This window comes from Mycolicibacterium flavescens (assembly GCF_001722335.1).
GTDB lineage: Bacteria > Actinomycetota > Actinomycetes > Mycobacteriales > Mycobacteriaceae > Mycobacterium > Mycobacterium flavescens.
Map to the genome: position 1 here is coordinate 42,739 of NZ_MIHA01000016.1, position 16,178 is coordinate 58,916.

Below are 16,178 nucleotides of genomic sequence, written 5' to 3' on the forward strand. Positions count from 1 at the left end.
GGGGAAATGAAGTTTGGGTGTGTTTCGAAGGTTCTCTAAGTGGATTCTCAGCCGCACTGGGCACTGTTGAGCACGCATGAACGTTGAGCAGTTATCGGACCCTATGACAGAAAGAGCCCGAGCGACATGACGAACCACCCCAGGTATACCCCGCCTCCGCCGCCCGGCCGCAGTCCGGTCGGTCAGCAGCAGGCGGGTTATCCGAGCGGTCCCCAGCGCCCCGGTGGCTACCAGCAGCAGTACGACTGGCGGTATGCCACCACCGGGCAGCACCCGACGTCGGCGCAGTTCCGTTCACCGTACGACCCCTATCGCGGTGCGCCCCAACCGATGCCGGGGCAGCCGCCTCAAAAGCGTTCCCGCGCAGGAGCATTGGCTGCCGGCATGCTCGCCGTGGCGGTCGTCTCGGCGGGTATCGGCGGCGGCGTGGCCACGCTGGTAGCCGGTGACGGACCGTCGTCGTCTTCCATCGGCGGGGCAGCCCCCACCGTGCCCGCGGCCAGCCTGCCCGCGGGCTCGGTCGAGCAGGTCGCGGCCAAGGTGGTGCCCAGCGTGGTCAAGCTCGAGACCGACATGGGACGCGCCTCCGAGGAGGGCTCGGGAGTGATCCTGTCCTCGGACGGGCTGATCCTGACCAACAACCACGTGGTCGCCGCCGCCGGTCAGGGCGGACCGGGCGGGCAGACCAAGGTGACGTTCTTCAACGGGCGCACGGCGCCGTTCACCGTCGTCGGCACCGATCCCAGCAGCGACATCGCGGTGGTCCGCGCCCAGGGTGTCTCGGACCTGCAGCCGATCACGATCGGTTCCTCCGCGGACCTGCGGGTCGGCCAGGACGTGGTGGCGATCGGTTCGCCGCTCGGCCTCGAAGGCACCGTGACCACCGGCATCATCAGCGCGCTGAACCGTCCGGTGGCCGCCGGCGGTGACGCGCGCAACCAGAGCACGGTGCTCGACGCGATCCAGACCGACGCCGCGATCAACCCCGGCAACTCCGGCGGCGCGCTGGTCAACATGAACGGCGAACTGATCGGCGTGAACTCCGCGATCGCCACGCTGGGCGCCGACGCCGGCCCGCAGGCCCAGAGCGGCTCGATCGGGCTGGGTTTCGCGATCCCGGTCGACCAGGCCAAGCGGATCGCCGACGAGCTGATCAAGAACGGCACCGCCGCGCACGCCTCGCTGGGTGTGCAGGTGGGCAACGACGCGGCAGTGGACGGCGCCCGCATCGTCGAGGTCAACCCCGGCGGCGCGGCCGCAGCGGCCGGCCTGCCGAGCGGTGTGGTGGTGACACGGGTCGACGACCGGGTGATCGGCAGCGCGGATGCGCTCGTCGCCGCGGTGCGGTCCCGGGCGCCCGGCGACAAGGTGACGCTGACCTATCTGGACCCGTCCGGTCAGCCGCAGAGCGTGGACGTCACGCTCGGTAAGGCCCAGCCGTGAGCACGCCGACGGATCAGGTCACCTTGAGAGTGGTCGCGCCGGCGTCACTGCCCGCATATACGGTTGCAGTCATGGAACAGCCAGGGGAGTTGGTGGGCCGGGCCCTCGTCGTGGTCGTCGACGACCGCACCGCACACGGTGACGAGGAGGACCACAGCGGTCCGCTGGTCACCGAACTGTTGGGGGAGGCGGGGTTCGTCGTCGACGGGGTCGTCGTGGTGTCCTCCGACGAGGTCGAGATCCGCAACGCCCTCAACACCGCGGTGATCGGCGGCGTCGACCTCGTGGTGTCGGTGGGCGGCACCGGCGTCACCCCGCGTGACGTCACACCAGAAGCCACCCGCGACCTCCTCGACCGCGAACTGCTCGGCATTTCCGAGGCGCTGCGCGCGTCCGGGCTCTCGGCAGGCATCGTCGACGCCGGGGTCTCCCGCGGACTTGCCGGAATCTCCGGCAGCACACTCGTGGTGAACCTCGCCGGCTCCCGCGCTGCGGTGCGCGACGGTATGGCCACCCTCGGTCCGCTGGCGGGCCAGGTCATCGGCCAGCTCTCCAGCCTCGAGATCTGAGTGAGTAGCAGCCACCAGTGGCACAGAATGTGATCTTCATCACAACGGAGCGGGTCCGTGGGTGACCCGTCCGGTCGCCCGCGCCGGGCAGTTAACGACGTGTTCGGGGAGGAACTGCCCCGGACATCGGCTGACGAGCGCGACGATTCCACGCCCGAAGACGAGGCCGAGCGCGACCGTTGGTTGCGGGAAAATCGTCCGCCGCACCATCTTTGATCGCTTCGGACCGCTCGTGTGAGGCGGATCATCTTCTCACCCCGGTCGTGAACTTAGCCGCATCTGTAGCCGGCGGATTCCAGCGTGCGTCGTCACCGCCCGGTGACAGCGCCGTGACCAGTGCCGCGGCACGCTCCCTAGCAAAGCGGCAGCTGGCGTAACGGTGGGCGACATCGGGCCGATGTTCGCGTTGCCGGGCTGAAGCACGACCGTTATGTTCCTCCTGTTTAGGATGAGCAGAACGTAAGAGCCGCATGTGAGGTCTCTCATTTGCGCCACATGAGGCTCCTGCGTCGTGTGTGGTGTACCGGTAGGGCCAGGCACGAACACAAAGAACACGGCGAGCCAGGTGGCTGGCCGTCGACATAGCTAGGGAGAACATGAAGGTAATCAGTCGGGTGCTGATCGCGTTGGTCGCGGCCATCGCATCTCTGTTCGTGAGCACTGGCACCTCTCACGCAGGTCTGGACAACGAGTTGAGCCTGGTCGACGGCCAGGACCGGACTCTGACCATCCAGCAGTGGGACACGTTCCTCAACGGCGTGTTCCCCTTGGACCGCAACCGGCTGACCCGCGAGTGGTTCCACTCCGGGCGCGCCAAGTACATCGTCGCCGGCCCCGGCGCCGAGGACTTCGAGGGCACCCTGGAGCTGGGCTACCAGATCGGCTTCCCGTGGTCGCTGGGTGTGGGTATCAACTTCAGCTACACCACCCCCAACATCCTGATCGACGATGCGCCGATCACGAACCCGCTGAGCTCGATCATCACCCCGAACCTGTTCCCGGGTGTGTCGATCAGCGCCGACCTCGGTAACGGCCCCGGCATCCAGGAAGTCGCGACCTTCTCGGTCGACGTCGCCGGCGCTGAAGGCGGCGTGGCGGTCAGCAATGCGCACGGCACGGTGACCGGTGCCGCCGGCGGCGTGCTGCTGCGTCCGTTCGCTCGGCTCATCTCCTCGTCGGGTGACAGCGTCACCACCTACGGCGAACCTTGGAACATGAACTAACGCTCTCCCAGGCAAACGAAACGGCCCCCGGACTCCCCGGGGGCCGTTCTCGTTTCCAGGCCAGCACATGGCCGCCCGGTTTCCGGTTGGTTACACGAAGATGACCCGGCGCAGTGATCTTGAACACAGCCCCCGGCAGCGCGTTGACCGGTGTGTTCGCTGCGGAGGATGCGGCCGGGCCGGGTCCGGACGCCGTAACGCGAGCTTGGCGGCCCAGCCGACGGCCCACGGAACAAAAACCGTGCTGACGCAAGCGTTAACGGCGCCGTGCGCAAAACTCAGCAACGCGTCCGCGGGCCCTTGAGAAGTTCACCCCCCGCGTTGCCGGGGCGCCCCGGCGCCGTTATGTTCCTCGTGTCAACAATGAGTAGAACGTAAAAGCAACATGTGAAAGCTCTCATTTGAACCACATGGAGTGAGCGCGTCAGACCACCTCAGTGCAGACCCAGCGGGGGTCCGCATCGACATGGCAAGGGAGAACATGAAGGTAATCAGTCGGATGCTGATCGCGATGGTCTTGTCGGTCGCGGCCGCCGTCGCATCTCTGTTCGTGAGCAGCGGTACTTCTCACGCAGGTCTGGACAACGAGTTGAGCCTGGTCGACGGCCAGGACCGGACTCTGACCATCCAGCAGTGGGACACGTTCCTCAACGGCGTGTTCCCGTTGGACCGCAACCGGCTGACCCGCGAGTGGTTCCACTCCGGGCGCGCCAAGTACATCGTCGCCGGCCCCGGCGCCGAGGACTTCGAGGGCACGCTGGAGCTGGGCTACCAGATCGGCTTCCCGTGGTCGCTGGGTGTGGGCATCAACTTCAGCTACACCACCCCCAACATCCTGATCGACGATGCGCCGATCACCGACCCCTTCAGCTCGATCATCACCCCGAACCTGTTCCCGGGTGTGTCGATCAGCGCCGACCTCGGTAACGGCCCCGGCATCCAGGAAGTCGCGACCTTCTCGGTCGACGTCGCCGGCGCTGAAGGCGGCGTGGCGGTCAGCAATGCGCACGGCACGGTGACCGGTGCCGCCGGTGGCGTGCTGCTGCGTCCGTTCGCTCGGCTCATCTCCTCGTCGGGTGACAGCGTCACCACCTACGGCGAACCCTGGAACATGAACTGACACAACCAGACACGCGAACGGCCCCCGATCGCTCGGGGGCCGTTTTCGTTGCTCAGTCCCTGTCGGCGCTGGTGAACTTCGCGGTGTCCGGGCTCGGGCCGGTACCGGGCCCGGCGGCGTGCGCGCCGGCCGATCCGTTCGTCTCGGCGAGGATGTTGCGGATCTCGGTCAGGATCGACAGCTCGGTGTCTTGGGCCTGCTCGACCTCGCCCTTCTTACGGAGCCGGTTGTAGGGCACCATGATCAGGAAGTACACCACCGCGGCGACCAGGAGAAAGTTGATGGCCGCCGACAGCAGCACGTTCAGGTCGATGGCCTGGCCGCCGCCGATGCTGATCCGCAGGATGCCGTAGTCGGCCTCACCGCCGGCGCCGATCCGGCTGATGAGCGGTTGGATGATGCTGTCGGTGAAACTGGTGACCAGGCCGGTGAAGGCGGTACCGATGACCACCGCCACCGCCAGGTCGACGATGTTGCCTCTCGCCAGGAATTCCTTGAAGCCCTTGAGCATGCTGTCGCGAACCTCCTCACTCGTGTCCGGCCACGGACGACGGCCGACAGCTAAGCACGTTAGCCGCGCGGCTCGCGCCGCAGGGCGAATCCGGGCGCGTGTTCAGTGCAGCGTGACGGTGACCGCCTGCACCAACGCGGCGGCGGCGACCGCGTTCGCCGCGTGCGCGGGCAGCGCCACCAGCACCACCCGGTCGGCGCCGGCGGTCGCGCCGGCCCCCTTCGGCGACACCAGCACGACGATCGCGTCGGTCGCGACGACCCGCGCATCGGCTTCGGCCTCGGCGCCCGCGGCCAGCACGTCGACCACGTCGCCGGTGCGCAGCAGGTCGAGCACCGCGCCGTCGTCGAGCGTCAGCGGGACGATCCGCGCGTTCGGCCCGGCGGTCGCCTCGACGAGGCGCGGGCTGAGCAACCGGACGTCGGTCAGCGGCTCACCGCGCCGCACCGGACCGGCCGGCCGGCGGCCGAGCACCGCGGACGCGTCGGCCTGCACACCATCGGGAACCGCTGTCGCACTGGCTGTTTCGATCCGGACGTCGTCCTCGGTGAGCGCGGCACCGGGCGTCAGGTCGCGGGCCGCGACGACCACGGCGACGCGCTCGTCCGCCGGGTCGGGGCGCAGTGCGGCCACGGCTGCGAGGACGACGAGGGCGGCCGCGGCCACGCGGCGGGCCGCCATGGTGCGCGTCCAGTCGGGGCGGGCCAGTTCGGCGAGCCGGTTCAGCGGCGACGGATTGAGACGTTCCCCCATCCCGCCAAGTTAGGCAGGGCAGAGCCGCGATGGGGCGACGGACGCTCGCCCTGTGGATAACCCGGGGGTCAGCTGGAGGCCGCGGCCGGCGCGGCCGACGACGAGGTGCTCGAGCTCGACTCGCTCGAGGAACTCGACTTCTCCGACGAAGACTTCTCCGACGACGACGAGCTCGACTCCGAGCTGCTGCTCTTGGCGTTCACCGAGCTCTTGCCGGCCTCGCGGCTGTCGGTGCGGTAGAAGCCGCTGCCCTTGAAAACCACTCCCACGTTGCCGAAGAGCTTGCGCAGGCGGCCGTTGCACTTGGCGCACGTGGTCAGCGAGGCGTCGCTGAACGCCTGAACAGCGTCGAACCGATCGCCGCACTCAGTGCATGCATAGGAATAGGTAGGCACGAAAACCTCCGAGGTGGTCAAACTTGTTAGCACTCTACCGGCTCAAGTGCTAGAACCGCCAGGTGGCGTACGTCATTCCCCGGTACCCACTGCCACGAGACCGCCACCCGGCGTGAGTACATGGGTCATCGGCACATCATGCGGCTCGGCGGGCAGCTCGTCGACCAGTTCGTCGTCGCGCACCACCGCGATCAGCCGCGCGTTCGCAGACGCCATCGGCAGCGACCGGTCATAGAAGCCGGCGCCCCGGCCCAGCCGCACCCCGGACCGGTCCACCGCCAGCGCGGGCACCAGAACCGTCGCCGCGTCGGCGACGGCCTCGACCGGCTGCGTCGGCCCGGCAGGCTCCAGCAGGCCGAACCGCGCCGCCACCAGTTCACCGGGAACGTAGGCGCCCCAGCGCAGCGGTCCGTCGCCGTCGACCACCGGCAGCAGCACCTGAACACCGTCCGCAACGAGGACATCGAGCATGTCGAGGGACCCGGGCTCGGACCCGACCGGGACGTAGGCGCACACGATCTGGCCGGCGTTGCCGAGCCCGACCATATGCCCGGTCAGCGCCCGCGCCTCCGCGTCGCGCACCCGCGCGGGGACGGCGCGCCGGCGGGCGATGACCGCGGCGCGCAGCTCGGCCTTCGTCGCGCTCACCGACTCGCTTCCAAACTCCGACCTCACCCGGTTGAACCTGCCCAATGAGGTTAATGTGTGAGCGATGAGGCCAGAGGTACCGATTCCCTACACCGCTGTGGTCCCGGCGGCAGGGCTGGGCACCCGCTTCCTGCCCGCCACCAAGACCGTCCCCAAGGAGCTGCTGCCGGTCGTCGACACCCCCGGCATCGAGCTGGTCGCCGCCGAGGCCGCCGAAGCCGGGGCGGGGCGACTGGTGATCGTCACCTCCGAGGGCAAGGACGGCGTCGTCGCCCACTTCGTCGAGGACCTGGTCCTGGAGGGCACGCTCGAGGCGCGCGGCAAGCAGTCGATGCTGGAGAAGGTCCGGCGCGCGCCTGCGCTGATCAAGGTCGAGTCGGTGGTGCAGGCTCAGCCGCTGGGCCTGGGGCATGCGGTCAGCTGCGTGGAACCCAAGCTCGGCCCCGACGAGGACGCGATCGCGGTGCTGCTGCCCGATGACCTGGTGCTGCCGACCGGCGTGCTGGAGACCATGTCGAAGGTCCGCGCCAAACGCGGCGGCTCGGTGCTGTGCGCGATCGAGGTGCCTCGCGAGGAGATCAGCGCATACGGCGTGTTCGACGTCGAGGCCGTGCCCGACACCAACAATCCGAATGTGTTGCGGGTCAAGGGCATGTTCGAAAAGCCGAAGGCCGAGGACGCCCCCTCGCCGTTCGCGGCGGCCGGCCGCTACGTGCTCGACCGCGCGATTTTCGACGCGCTCAAACGGGTGCCGCGCGGCGCGGGCGGGGAGATCCAGCTGACCGACGCGGTCGCGCTGCTCATCAACGAGGGCCATCCGGTGCACGTGGTCGTGCACCGCGGATCTCGACACGACCTCGGAAATCCCGGCGGGTACCTCAAGGCTGCGGTTGACTTTGCACTGAAGCGCGATGACTACGGGCCGGAACTCCGGCGGTGGTTGGTGGAGCGACTGGGGCTGATCGACTGCTGATCTCGCGCAGGCAATCCACGACGGCCCTGACGCGGAGATAGGGGCACGGTGCGTTCGGTCGAGGAACAGCAGGCACGAGTCGCGGCTGCGGCGGTGGCGCCGCGTCCGGTGCGAGTGGCGATCGCCGAGGCGCAGGGGCTGATGTGCGCCGAAGAGGTGGTCACCGAGCGGCCGCTGCCCGGGTTCGACCAGGCCGCGATCGACGGTTACGCGGTGCGCAGCGTCGACGTGCTCGGCGTGGGCGACGACGGCGACGGTGAGGAGCCCGCCGAACGCGAGATCAGCCTGCCGGTGATGGGTGTCATCGAGGCGGGCGCCCGCACGCCGAGCCGGCTGCAGCCGCGGCAGGCCGCGCGGGTGCAGACGGGCGCGCCGATGCCGACGCTGGCCGACGCGGTGCTGCCGCTGCGCTGGACCGACGGCGGCGACGCGCGGGTGACCGTGCTGCGCGGCGTGCGCTCGGGCGCCTACGTCCGCCGCACCGGCGACGACGTACAACCCGGCGACGTCGCGGTGCGCGCGGGCACGATCATCGGACCCGCGCAGGTGGGGCTGCTGGCCGCCGTCGGGCGGGAACGCGTGCTGGTGCATCCGCGGCCGCGGCTGTCGGTGATGTGCGTGGGCGGCGAGCTGGTCGACATCTCCCGCACCCCGGGCAACGGGCAGGTCTACGACGTCAACTCCTATGCGCTGGCCGCTGCCGGCCGCGACGCCGGCGCGGAGGTGAACCGGGTCGGCATCGTCGACACCGATGCCAAACAGCTGCGCGAGGTCGTCGAGGGGCAGATCAGCCGCTCCGAGGTGGTGGTGATCGCCGGCGCGGTCGGCGGCGCGGCGGCCGAGGCGGTGCGCTCGGTGCTGGCCGAACTGGGCGAGATGGAGGTGACGCGCATCGCGATGCACCCCGGGTCGGTGCAGGGGTTCGGCCAACTGGGTCGCGACGGCGTGCCGGTCTTCCTGCTACCCGCCAATCCCGTCAGCGCGCTGGTGGTGTTCGAGGTGATGGTCCGGCCGCTGATCCGGCTGTCGCTGGGCAAGCGGCAGGCGCACCGGCGGATCGTGCAGGCGCGCACGCTGTCGCCGATCGAATCGGTCGCCGGCCGGCGCGGCTATCTGCGGGGTCAGCTGATGCGCGACCAGGACACCGGCGAGTACCTGGTGCAGGCGCTCGGCGGCGGGCCGGGGGCGTCGTCGCATCTGCTGGCCACCCTGGCCGAAGCGAACTGTCTGGTGGTCGTGCCCAGCGAGGCCGAGCAGATCCGGACCGGCGAAATCGTCGACGTCGCGTTCCTGGCGCAGCGCGGCTGACCCGTACCGGCGTGTCGAGATGAGCTTCTGGCGGTCCAGTGCCCAGCACCCGGGATGGCCGCGGCCCGCGGGTCCGCTCGGGGTGCGGGCGGGGGTGGTGCGGCTGCGACCGGTGCGGCTGCGCGACGGCGCGCAGTGGAGCCGCATCCGGCTGGCCGAGCGCGCGCACCTGGAGCCGTGGGAGCCGGCGACCGGGGTCGACTGGGAGACCCGCCACGCCATCACGTCGTGGCCGGCGGTGTGCTCGGGGCTGCGCGCGGAAGCGCGGAAGGGCCGCATGGTGCCCTACGTCATCGAGGTCGACGGCGAGTTCGCCGGACAGCTGACGATCGGCAACATCACCCACGGCGCGCTGCGCTCGGCATGGATCGGATACTGGGTTTCCAAGGCGCTCAACGGAGGTGGCGTCGCGACGGCCGCGCTGGCGCTCGGTGTCGACCACTGCTTCGGACCCGTCGCGCTGCACCGGGTGGAGGCGACGGTGCGGCCGGAGAACGCTGCGAGCCGGGCGGTGCTCGGCAAGGTCGGCTTCCGCGAGGAGGGGTTGCTGCGGCGCTACCTCGAGGTCGACGGCGCCTGGCGCGATCATCTGCTGGTGGCGGTCACGGTCGAGGAGATCGAGGGCTCGGCGGCGGCCACGCTGGTCCGGCAGGGGCGGGCGTACTGGACGTGACGAGGGTGTGCGCACCTGTTCGTCGAGTTCTGCCGGAGGGTCGTTCGCGGAGCAAAAGCACGACCCCGGCGCAGAAATCGAGGGTGCCGAACGCGTCAGCTTGTTACCAATGTGACATTTGTGACTGTTGGTGCTTGTCTGCCGTGAATTACAGGTGTGTAATTGTCTCGGCGCGCCGCTCACGGATGCGCAGGTCACAGACCTAGCCTTATCGGGGAAAGGAGCAGGCGACATGCCAAGCATCCCCCAGTCCCTCCTGTGGATCTCTCTCGTCGTTCTCTGGCTTTTCGTGCTCGTGCCGATGCTGATCAGCAAGCGCGACTCCGTGCGGCGGACCAGTGACGTGGCGCTGGCGACCCGGGTGCTCAACAGCGGGCGCAACGCGCGGTTGCGCAAACGGCACGGCCCCGCCGCCGGCCACGCGCATGACCCCGACTGGCGCCCGTCCGAGGACGAGTTCGACGACCGCTTCGACGACCGCTTCGACGAGGAGGAAGCCCCCGCGGAGCGGACGCTCGTGCGGGCGGCGGCCGTCACGGCCGAGTCCGAGGCCGAGACCGACTATCTCGACGTGGACGTGGTCGCGGAGGCCGCGCTGCCCGCCGGCGCTTCGGCGACGGTCGAAAACGACGAGCTGACTCTGCAATTCGACGAAGAACCGGAAGTCGCGGAGCCGGTCGCCGAAGTCGAGCCGGAACCTGAACCAGAACCCGAACCAGAGCCCGAACCCGCACCGGAGCCCGAGGACGAGCTGGACGACGAGTACGAGTACGTCGACGACTCGTCGGGTCTGGAGGCGCCGGAGGACGACCGGGAGCTGGCCGACTCGTTGTCGGCCGCGCGCCGGCGACGCTACGAGTCGAAGACCGCGGCCGCGGTCAGTGAGCGCAAGTACAAGTTCCGCAGGCGGACGCTGACGGCGATGGCGGTGCTGCTGGTCGGCACGGCCGCCGCGGCGTTCACCGTGTCGCCCGGGCTGTGGTGGGCGTGCGGCGCGGTGTGCGCGGTGACGGTCATGTATCTGGGGTATCTGCGCAGGCAGACACGGATCGAGGAGCGGTTGCGGCGTCGGCGCGCGCAGCGGATCGCGCGGTCGCGGCTGGGGGTGGAGAACACCGACGACCGCGAGTTCGACGTCGTCCCGGCGCGGCTGCGGCGGCCCGGGTCGGTGGTGCTGGAGATCGACGACGAGGACCCGATCTTCGAGCATCTGGACTACGCACCGTTCGCGCGGCATTTCGACCTGCCGCGGGCCGCGGGCCAGTAGGCCTCGATTTTCGGGGGCCGTCCGATGGCTGGTAGCCTGCTACCGGTATCAGGGGCTATGGCGCAGTTGGTAGCGCGACTCGTTCGCATCGAGTAGGTCAGGGGTTCGATTCCCCTTAGCTCCACCACGATTGTCAGGCAGCAGAACGTGAGCCGGACACGGACCCCGCTACCGTAAAATTCTCCCCATGGCAGCGACTCTGCGCGTCGCCCCCTCGACACTGCGTGAAGTGGCCGCGGCCCAAACCGACGTCAGCTCGTACGTCTCCGGCATGGGGACCGGAACCCAGTTGGGCACCGCCGCCGCCGGACTCACCGAACTCGAGAGCGCCGCGGCCTGCCAACTGGCCGCCGAACTGCTCGACAAGACCGCCGCCGTCGTTTCCAAGGAGCTCAGCGCACACGCCGAGCGGCTGACTCAGGCCGCGGAGCGGTACACGGCCACCGATCAGTCGCTGGCCCAGCGCCTGCGCAACATCGCCGAGTGAACCCGTGCCGGTGACGATCCCTCAGGTTGAGGCCGCCCGCCCCGAGGGACTGACTTCGGCCGCCGCCGAGCTCTCGCGGCAGGCATCCGGACTCAACCAGCAGATCACCGCCCAGCAGGCCGCGCTGGAGAACCTCCGACAGGGCTGGAACGGAACCGCGTCCGACCGGGCGCAGGCGAAAGCCGCTCCGACGCTCGAACAGATGCGTCGGCTGCACGAGACCATGACCACTCTGCAGACGACGCTGCAGAACGGCGGAGCCACGTTGTCCGCCAACCGCACCAGCGTCTTGCAGACCTTCGACCAACTGCAACAGCAGGGCTGGCAGGTCGGCCCCGACGGCAGCGTCTCGGTCAAGCCGGGAAGTCCGCTCGACCAGTACGCCAAGGCCAGCGCGGTCAACGCCATGCGCGTCGATCAGCTCGCCGCGGCCAACAACCTCGCCATGAAGACCGCGCTCGCCAACTTCGACACGGCAGACCGCCAACTCAGCCAGGGGGTGCGCACCACGGTCGCCGGGCTGTCCGACACCACGATGCAGGCGTTCGGTCCCGGCGGCCCGTTGCCGCAGACACCCGCACCGCAGACCGGTCCCAAGATTCCCGACACCAAGGACCCGGTCGAGGTGAAGGACTGGTGGGGTTCGCTGTCAAAAGAGGAGCGCGACAGGCTCATCCGCGAACAACCCGAAAAGATCGGCGGCCTCAACGGTGTCCCGGTCGAGGCTCGCAGCCAGGCCAACAAGACGGTCATGCAACGCGACATCGACCGCGTCGAGCAGCGGGCGAACGTCACCGGCGCCACGGTGGACCAGGTCAAGGCCAACCCCGACAAATTCGGTCTCACCACCACCGACATCACCCGCTACAACAACGCCGTCCAGGTCAAGCGCGGACTGGAGACCAACAGCGCGAACACCGGTGGCACCGAGACCTTCCTGTACGTCTACGAGCCCGAGGCGTTCAACGGGCAGGGGCGGGCCGCGGTCGCGATCGGAAACCCGGACAACGCCGACAACACCGCCGTCGTCGTACCCGGCACCGGCAACAGCGTCACCTCGGGTTGGCTGAGCAACCCCGACGCCGCCAACGTCTACAACGAGACCGTCGCCGCCGACCGCAACAGCACGACGTCGGTCGTCGCGTGGATGGGCTACAACGCACCCGACAGCCTGTTCGACCCGCAGGTGGCCCAGGTCGGTAACGCGCGTGAGGGCGGCAACCTGCTGGCCAACGACATCAACGCGCTCGAGCTGACCAACCGTGGCGACCCCCACATCACCGTGATGGGGCACTCCTACGGATCCACCACGGTCGCCGATGCCTGCGCCGGTTACGGTCTGCGCGCCGACGACGTGGTCCTGGTGGGATCGCCGGGCACCGATCTGGCCAAGACAGCGGCCGACTTCAACCTGCCGCCCGGCGGGCAGGTCTACGTCGGCGCCGCTTCCACCGATCCCATCACCCACCTCGGCGGAAACACCCAGGCGCACGTCCCCGGCACCGGCGTCACCGTCGGATTGGGTTCGGACCCGGCCGATTCCGGGTTCGGCGGCACCCGCTTCAAGGCGGAGGTCGCCGGTATCGACTGGCCGTGGAAGGACCACAGCGGCTACTACATCCCGGGCAGCGAATCGCTGTACAGCATGGCCGAGATCGCCTCTGGCAACGGCGACCGGCTCGATGACGCGGGTATGACCGCGAGGGAGCGCTCCACCATCGGCGTCCCGATCCCCGGGGTTCCCGACGTCAAGTTCGACCCGGAGACCTACCGACCCGCCACCCGTGACCACTACCACTGACAGATTGGACGCCAACGATGCGCAACCACGGCACCCGCACGTTGCCGAAGGTGACCGCCGTCGTCGCGCTGTGCGCGTCGCTGATGACAGGATGTGACTCGATGACAGCTCAGAACGGGCCCGGCGACGACGCTTTGACACCCGAACAGTCCAAGGCCCAGGTCGTCGACAGCGCGCGTGAAGTTGTGCAGACACTCCAATTACCCGTCACCCGAGTGCTTTTCCGGCACGAGTCCTGCAACGACCAGCAGGAGCCGCCGTTCCGCGGGAACGTCAGCATCTGGCTGCCGCTGGCGCCCAGCTTCGAGGACTCCGACCGCGAGATGGCGCAGTGGGTTCAGCAGCTGAAGGCCCAGGGGTGGTCCGGCGACACCGAATTCAAGTCCCACGGCACCACCGTCGAGAAGAACAACGTCGTCGCGTCGTTCGCGCCGCAGAACGCCAGTACCCCCAACCGGATGGTGACGTTCTACGGTGAGTGCCGCGATTTCACCACCACCAGGGCGACAGCCGGTGACCCGCAGGATATCTCGCTCGACGAGTGAGAAGTCAGCTGCTCGCCGTCGTGAAGATGCCGCCGTCGACCGGGAGGATCGCACCGGTCACGTACGAGCCCGCCCGGCTGGCCAGATACACCGCGATGCCGGCCATGTCGTCGTCGCGGCCGATTCGGCGCATCGGCGTCGTCGCGGCGATCTGATCGCCGTACTCCTCGAGGGTGGCCGCCATCATCTTGGACGGAAATGGCCCCGGCGCAACGGCATTGACGGTGATGTGCTGTGGCCCGAGCTCGCGGGCCAGCACCCGGGTGAGCTGGTGGACGGCCGCCTTGCTGCTGCTGTACGAGTATGTCGGCAGCAGCGGCACCCGAAGCCCGTCGATGCTGCCGACGTTGATGATCCGCGCCGGGTCGTCCGCGGTGCCCGCGGCGCGCAGGGCGGGCAGCAGCGCCTGCACCATCCAGAACGGCGACTTGACGTTGAGGTCGAGCACCTTGTCCCACGCGGAATCGGGAAAGCTCTCCAACGGGGCGCCCCACGTGGCTCCGGCGTTGTTGACCAGGATGTGCAGCGGTTCACCGTCCGCGGTCACATGCTCGGCCAGGCGCAGGCATTCCTCGTGGCGCGACAGGTCCGCTGGTACCGCGGAGACCTCGCCGAACTCCGACAAACGTTCCTCGGCCCGCGCGCAGCCGTCGGGCTTGCGTGAGCTGATCACGACGCGCGCGCCGGCCTGCAGCAGTCCCCGCGTCATCATCGCCCCGACACCCCGGGTGCCGCCGGTGACCAGGGCGCGCTTACCGGTGAGATCGAAAAGTCCTGTGTGCGTGCTGAACTGGTCTTCACTCATCGGCAAGTGCCTCCGTCGTTCGTCTGCGGTGGGCGGTTGGGCGCCCGGGTAGAGACTAGAAGATCAGCCCGGCCGCTCTGGTGGTGGCGGCCGCGAAGCGGTTCTGCACGTCTTCCCAGTTGACGACGTTCCAGAACGCCTTGACGTAGTCGGCCTTCACGTTCTTGTACTGCAGGTAGTACGCGTGTTCCCACATATCCACCTGCAGCAGCGGAATGATCCCCAGTGGGACGTTGCCCTGCTGGTCGAAGAGCTGGAAGGTCAGCAGGCGCTGGCCCAGCGTGTCGTATCCGAGCACGGCCCAGCCCGAGCCCTGCAGCCCATTGGCGGCGGCAGTGAATTGCGCTCGGAACCGGTCGAACGAGCCGAACTGGTCGTCGATCGCGGCGGCGAGGTCGCCGATGGGTTTGTCTCCGCCGTCGGGCGACAGGTTCTTCCACCAGATCGAGTGGTTGATGTGACCACCCAGGTGAAAGGCCAGGTTCTTCTCGTTGAGGAAGATCGCCGAATGGTCTCCGTTCGCCCGGGCCTCCTCCAGCTTGGCGATCGCGTCGTTGACGCCCTTGACGTAGGTCGCGTGGTGCTTGCTGTGGTGGATCTCATTGATCTGGCCGGAGATGTGCGGCTCCAGCGCGCCATAGTCGTAGTCGAGATCGGGCAGCGTGTACTCGGCCATGAACGTCCTTTCGATCGGGTTCTGGTGGGGCCCGGGGGAGCGCCTGAACCGTGCCCAGACTCGACGTTACATCTGTCTACCTGTTCAGATGCTGTGTTAATCTCGGCCCTGCGGGCGGCCGTGGAACCGCATCGATGCAGCACATCCTGTGGGGGCATCCGTCGTCTCGGCGGGGTCGGAAAACCCCACGGCCGGCCCGCACCAGACAAATCGTTAGCTGGACTCTATTCCTGTTGCTGAGAGCGCGCTGAGAAACGCTTTGCGCTGACTGACGGCCGAGATGCCCGCCCGGGCGACTGCGCGGAAATTGCCGGACATGTGCGATATGCGCTCATTTTTCGACAATTTAGACAATTCGCGCAGCCATATTTGCCATTCCTGCGCTCGGTTATGTTTCATTGTGGCGAACAGGCACGTCGCTGGCATTTCCTCGCAGTGTCCGGCACAGATCCGTGAGATAGCTAACCTCGGAATTCCACATTCCTCGCGCTGGGTGGCCGTTTCGACGCCGAATTTCCAGCGGGCGGCGCGGCAACGTCCATTCATGACCAGTGCAGATACCGACTGGTATTCGGCCGGCGATCGCCACCTCGCCCAAGATCGATCTTTGCCACAGCGTCAATATCGCACGTAAATCCCCTGAAAAGGCAAGTTTCAGGACGCGGCCGGACGTTGCTCAATCTCGTCAGAATGACGTGTTTTCGAGAGCGGCAGCGAATCTCACAGGAGTTTCTCATACCTGAGAATGCACTGGTAGATTAGCCGCTATGGCAGCGTTGATCTACTGCTCGCAAACATCGCGGCGCGCTGGCTCGGCAGTGACTCCACTGCGCGCCGCTGATACACGTTCACCCTCCGGCGATCGGGCGGCCGCGGGGGAGGCTCCGGCAAACAGGGGGATGGTTGCCGGACGCAAGGACCGTGGCTACCGACGCGGGGTGGGGACCGGGGAAGGCAAAGCCGGACAACTCGGGTTGTCGG

General features: G+C 68.2%; 17 protein-coding genes and 1 tRNA gene. 12 read left to right on the plus strand and 6 right to left on the minus strand.

Features of this window, described 5'->3' with window-relative positions; all coding sequences use genetic code 11:
- Positions 1 to 126 precede the first annotated feature (126 nt).
- The 4 genes from BHQ18_RS20220 (at position 127) to BHQ18_RS20235 (ending at position 4,355) form a co-directional block, all read left to right on the plus strand.
- Positions 127 to 1,443 carry a S1C family serine protease gene (locus tag BHQ18_RS20220; RefSeq protein WP_069415427.1) on the plus strand — a complete coding sequence of 439 codons (1,317 nt, stop codon included), beginning with the start codon at positions 127 to 129 and terminating at the stop codon, positions 1,441 to 1,443.
- A gap of 71 nt (positions 1,444 to 1,514) precedes the next feature.
- The gene (locus BHQ18_RS20225; protein ID WP_069415428.1) at positions 1,515 to 2,012 is read left to right on the plus strand and encodes a MogA/MoaB family molybdenum cofactor biosynthesis protein; all 498 of its coding nucleotides are present in this window, start codon (positions 1,515 to 1,517) and stop codon (positions 2,010 to 2,012) included.
- A gap of 596 nt (positions 2,013 to 2,608) precedes the next feature.
- Complete coding sequence (locus tag BHQ18_RS20230; RefSeq protein ID WP_069415429.1) at positions 2,609 to 3,235, plus strand: porin MspA; 627 nt, start codon at positions 2,609 to 2,611, stop codon at positions 3,233 to 3,235.
- 481 nt (positions 3,236 to 3,716) lie between these two features.
- Complete coding sequence (locus BHQ18_RS20235; protein ID WP_069415430.1) at positions 3,717 to 4,355, plus strand: porin MspA; 639 nt, start codon at positions 3,717 to 3,719, stop codon at positions 4,353 to 4,355.
- Between the two features lie 52 nt (positions 4,356 to 4,407).
- Here BHQ18_RS20235 and mscL read toward each other — a convergent pair whose 3' ends face one another.
- The 4 genes from mscL to BHQ18_RS20250 form a co-directional block, all read right to left on the minus strand.
- Positions 4,408 to 4,866 carry a large-conductance mechanosensitive channel protein MscL gene (mscL, locus tag BHQ18_RS20240; protein WP_069415431.1) on the minus strand — a complete coding sequence of 153 codons (459 nt, stop codon included), beginning with the start codon at positions 4,864 to 4,866 and terminating at the stop codon, positions 4,408 to 4,410.
- A 102-nt stretch (positions 4,867 to 4,968) separates the two neighbouring features.
- A complete protein-coding gene (locus BHQ18_RS20245; protein WP_069415432.1) occupies positions 4,969 to 5,619 on the minus strand; it encodes an SAF domain-containing protein in 651 nt (216 codons plus the stop codon).
- 68 nt (positions 5,620 to 5,687) lie between these two features.
- Entirely contained in the window at positions 5,688 to 6,014 is a 327-nt protein-coding gene (locus BHQ18_RS29240) for an FmdB family zinc ribbon protein (protein WP_084294187.1), read from the minus strand.
- Between the two features lie 72 nt (positions 6,015 to 6,086).
- A complete protein-coding gene (locus BHQ18_RS20250) occupies positions 6,087 to 6,662 on the minus strand; it encodes a 5-formyltetrahydrofolate cyclo-ligase (protein ID WP_069415433.1) in 576 nt (191 codons plus the stop codon).
- A gap of 64 nt (positions 6,663 to 6,726) precedes the next feature.
- On the opposite strand from BHQ18_RS20250, the gene BHQ18_RS20255 reads away from it, so the two are divergent.
- The 8 genes from BHQ18_RS20255 (at position 6,727) to BHQ18_RS20290 (ending at position 13,716) form a co-directional block, all read left to right on the plus strand.
- Positions 6,727 to 7,635, plus strand: coding sequence for a UTP--glucose-1-phosphate uridylyltransferase (locus BHQ18_RS20255; RefSeq protein ID WP_069415434.1), 909 nt, complete (start codon positions 6,727 to 6,729; stop codon positions 7,633 to 7,635).
- Positions 7,636 to 7,683: 48 nt separating this feature from the next.
- Positions 7,684 to 8,943, plus strand: coding sequence for a molybdotransferase-like divisome protein Glp (gene glp, locus BHQ18_RS20260; RefSeq protein ID WP_069415435.1), 1,260 nt, complete (start codon positions 7,684 to 7,686; stop codon positions 8,941 to 8,943).
- Positions 8,944 to 8,962: 19 nt separating this feature from the next.
- On the plus strand, positions 8,963 to 9,616 hold the full coding sequence (locus BHQ18_RS20265) for a GNAT family N-acetyltransferase (protein ID WP_069415436.1): 654 nt from the start codon (positions 8,963 to 8,965) through the stop codon (positions 9,614 to 9,616).
- A 232-nt stretch (positions 9,617 to 9,848) separates the two neighbouring features.
- Positions 9,849 to 10,883, plus strand: a complete 1,035-nt coding sequence (sepX, locus tag BHQ18_RS20270) for a divisome protein SepX/GlpR (RefSeq protein WP_069415437.1) — start codon at positions 9,849 to 9,851, stop codon at positions 10,881 to 10,883.
- Between the two features lie 51 nt (positions 10,884 to 10,934).
- Positions 10,935 to 11,010, plus strand: a tRNA-Ala gene (locus BHQ18_RS20275).
- A 60-nt stretch (positions 11,011 to 11,070) separates the two neighbouring features.
- Complete coding sequence (locus BHQ18_RS20280) at positions 11,071 to 11,370, plus strand: type VII secretion target (RefSeq protein ID WP_069415438.1); 300 nt, start codon at positions 11,071 to 11,073, stop codon at positions 11,368 to 11,370.
- Positions 11,371 to 11,380: 10 nt separating this feature from the next.
- Positions 11,381 to 13,171 (plus strand): alpha/beta hydrolase, encoded by a 1,791-nt coding sequence (locus tag BHQ18_RS20285; protein ID WP_205866152.1) that lies wholly within the window; start codon positions 11,381 to 11,383, stop codon positions 13,169 to 13,171.
- Positions 13,172 to 13,188: 17 nt separating this feature from the next.
- A complete protein-coding gene (locus tag BHQ18_RS20290; RefSeq protein ID WP_084294189.1) occupies positions 13,189 to 13,716 on the plus strand; it encodes a lipoprotein LppJ family protein in 528 nt (175 codons plus the stop codon).
- A 4-nt stretch (positions 13,717 to 13,720) separates the two neighbouring features.
- On the opposite strand, the gene BHQ18_RS20295 is transcribed toward BHQ18_RS20290, so the two are convergent.
- Complete coding sequence (locus BHQ18_RS20295) at positions 13,721 to 14,521, minus strand: SDR family oxidoreductase (RefSeq protein ID WP_069415439.1); 801 nt, start codon at positions 14,519 to 14,521, stop codon at positions 13,721 to 13,723.
- A 55-nt stretch (positions 14,522 to 14,576) separates the two neighbouring features.
- Complete coding sequence (locus BHQ18_RS20300; protein ID WP_069415440.1) at positions 14,577 to 15,197, minus strand: superoxide dismutase; 621 nt, start codon at positions 15,195 to 15,197, stop codon at positions 14,577 to 14,579.
- Between the last annotated feature and the right edge of the window lie 981 nt (positions 15,198 to 16,178).

Coding starts and splice junctions, on each gene's coding strand:
- BHQ18_RS20255 (WP_069415434.1), top strand. CDS start 6,727: ATGAGGCCAGAGGTACCGATTCCCTACACCGCTGTGGTCCCGGCGGCA.
- BHQ18_RS20265 (WP_069415436.1), top strand. CDS start 8,963: ATGAGCTTCTGGCGGTCCAGTGCCCAGCACCCGGGATGGCCGCGGCCC.
- mscL (WP_069415431.1), bottom strand. CDS start 4,866: ATGCTCAAGGGCTTCAAGGAATTCCTGGCGAGAGGCAACATCGTCGAC.
- BHQ18_RS20230 (WP_069415429.1), top strand. CDS start 2,609: ATGAAGGTAATCAGTCGGGTGCTGATCGCGTTGGTCGCGGCCATCGCA.
- BHQ18_RS20235 (WP_069415430.1), top strand. CDS start 3,717: ATGAAGGTAATCAGTCGGATGCTGATCGCGATGGTCTTGTCGGTCGCG.
- BHQ18_RS20290 (WP_084294189.1), top strand. CDS start 13,189: ATGCGCAACCACGGCACCCGCACGTTGCCGAAGGTGACCGCCGTCGTC.
- BHQ18_RS20225 (WP_069415428.1), top strand. CDS start 1,515: ATGGAACAGCCAGGGGAGTTGGTGGGCCGGGCCCTCGTCGTGGTCGTC.
- BHQ18_RS20280 (WP_069415438.1), top strand. CDS start 11,071: ATGGCAGCGACTCTGCGCGTCGCCCCCTCGACACTGCGTGAAGTGGCC.
- sepX (WP_069415437.1), top strand. CDS start 9,849: ATGCCAAGCATCCCCCAGTCCCTCCTGTGGATCTCTCTCGTCGTTCTC.
- BHQ18_RS20245 (WP_069415432.1), bottom strand. CDS start 5,619: ATGGGGGAACGTCTCAATCCGTCGCCGCTGAACCGGCTCGCCGAACTG.
- BHQ18_RS20220 (WP_069415427.1), top strand. CDS start 127: ATGACGAACCACCCCAGGTATACCCCGCCTCCGCCGCCCGGCCGCAGT.
- BHQ18_RS20300 (WP_069415440.1), bottom strand. CDS start 15,197: ATGGCCGAGTACACGCTGCCCGATCTCGACTACGACTATGGCGCGCTG.
- BHQ18_RS20295 (WP_069415439.1), bottom strand. CDS start 14,521: ATGAGTGAAGACCAGTTCAGCACGCACACAGGACTTTTCGATCTCACC.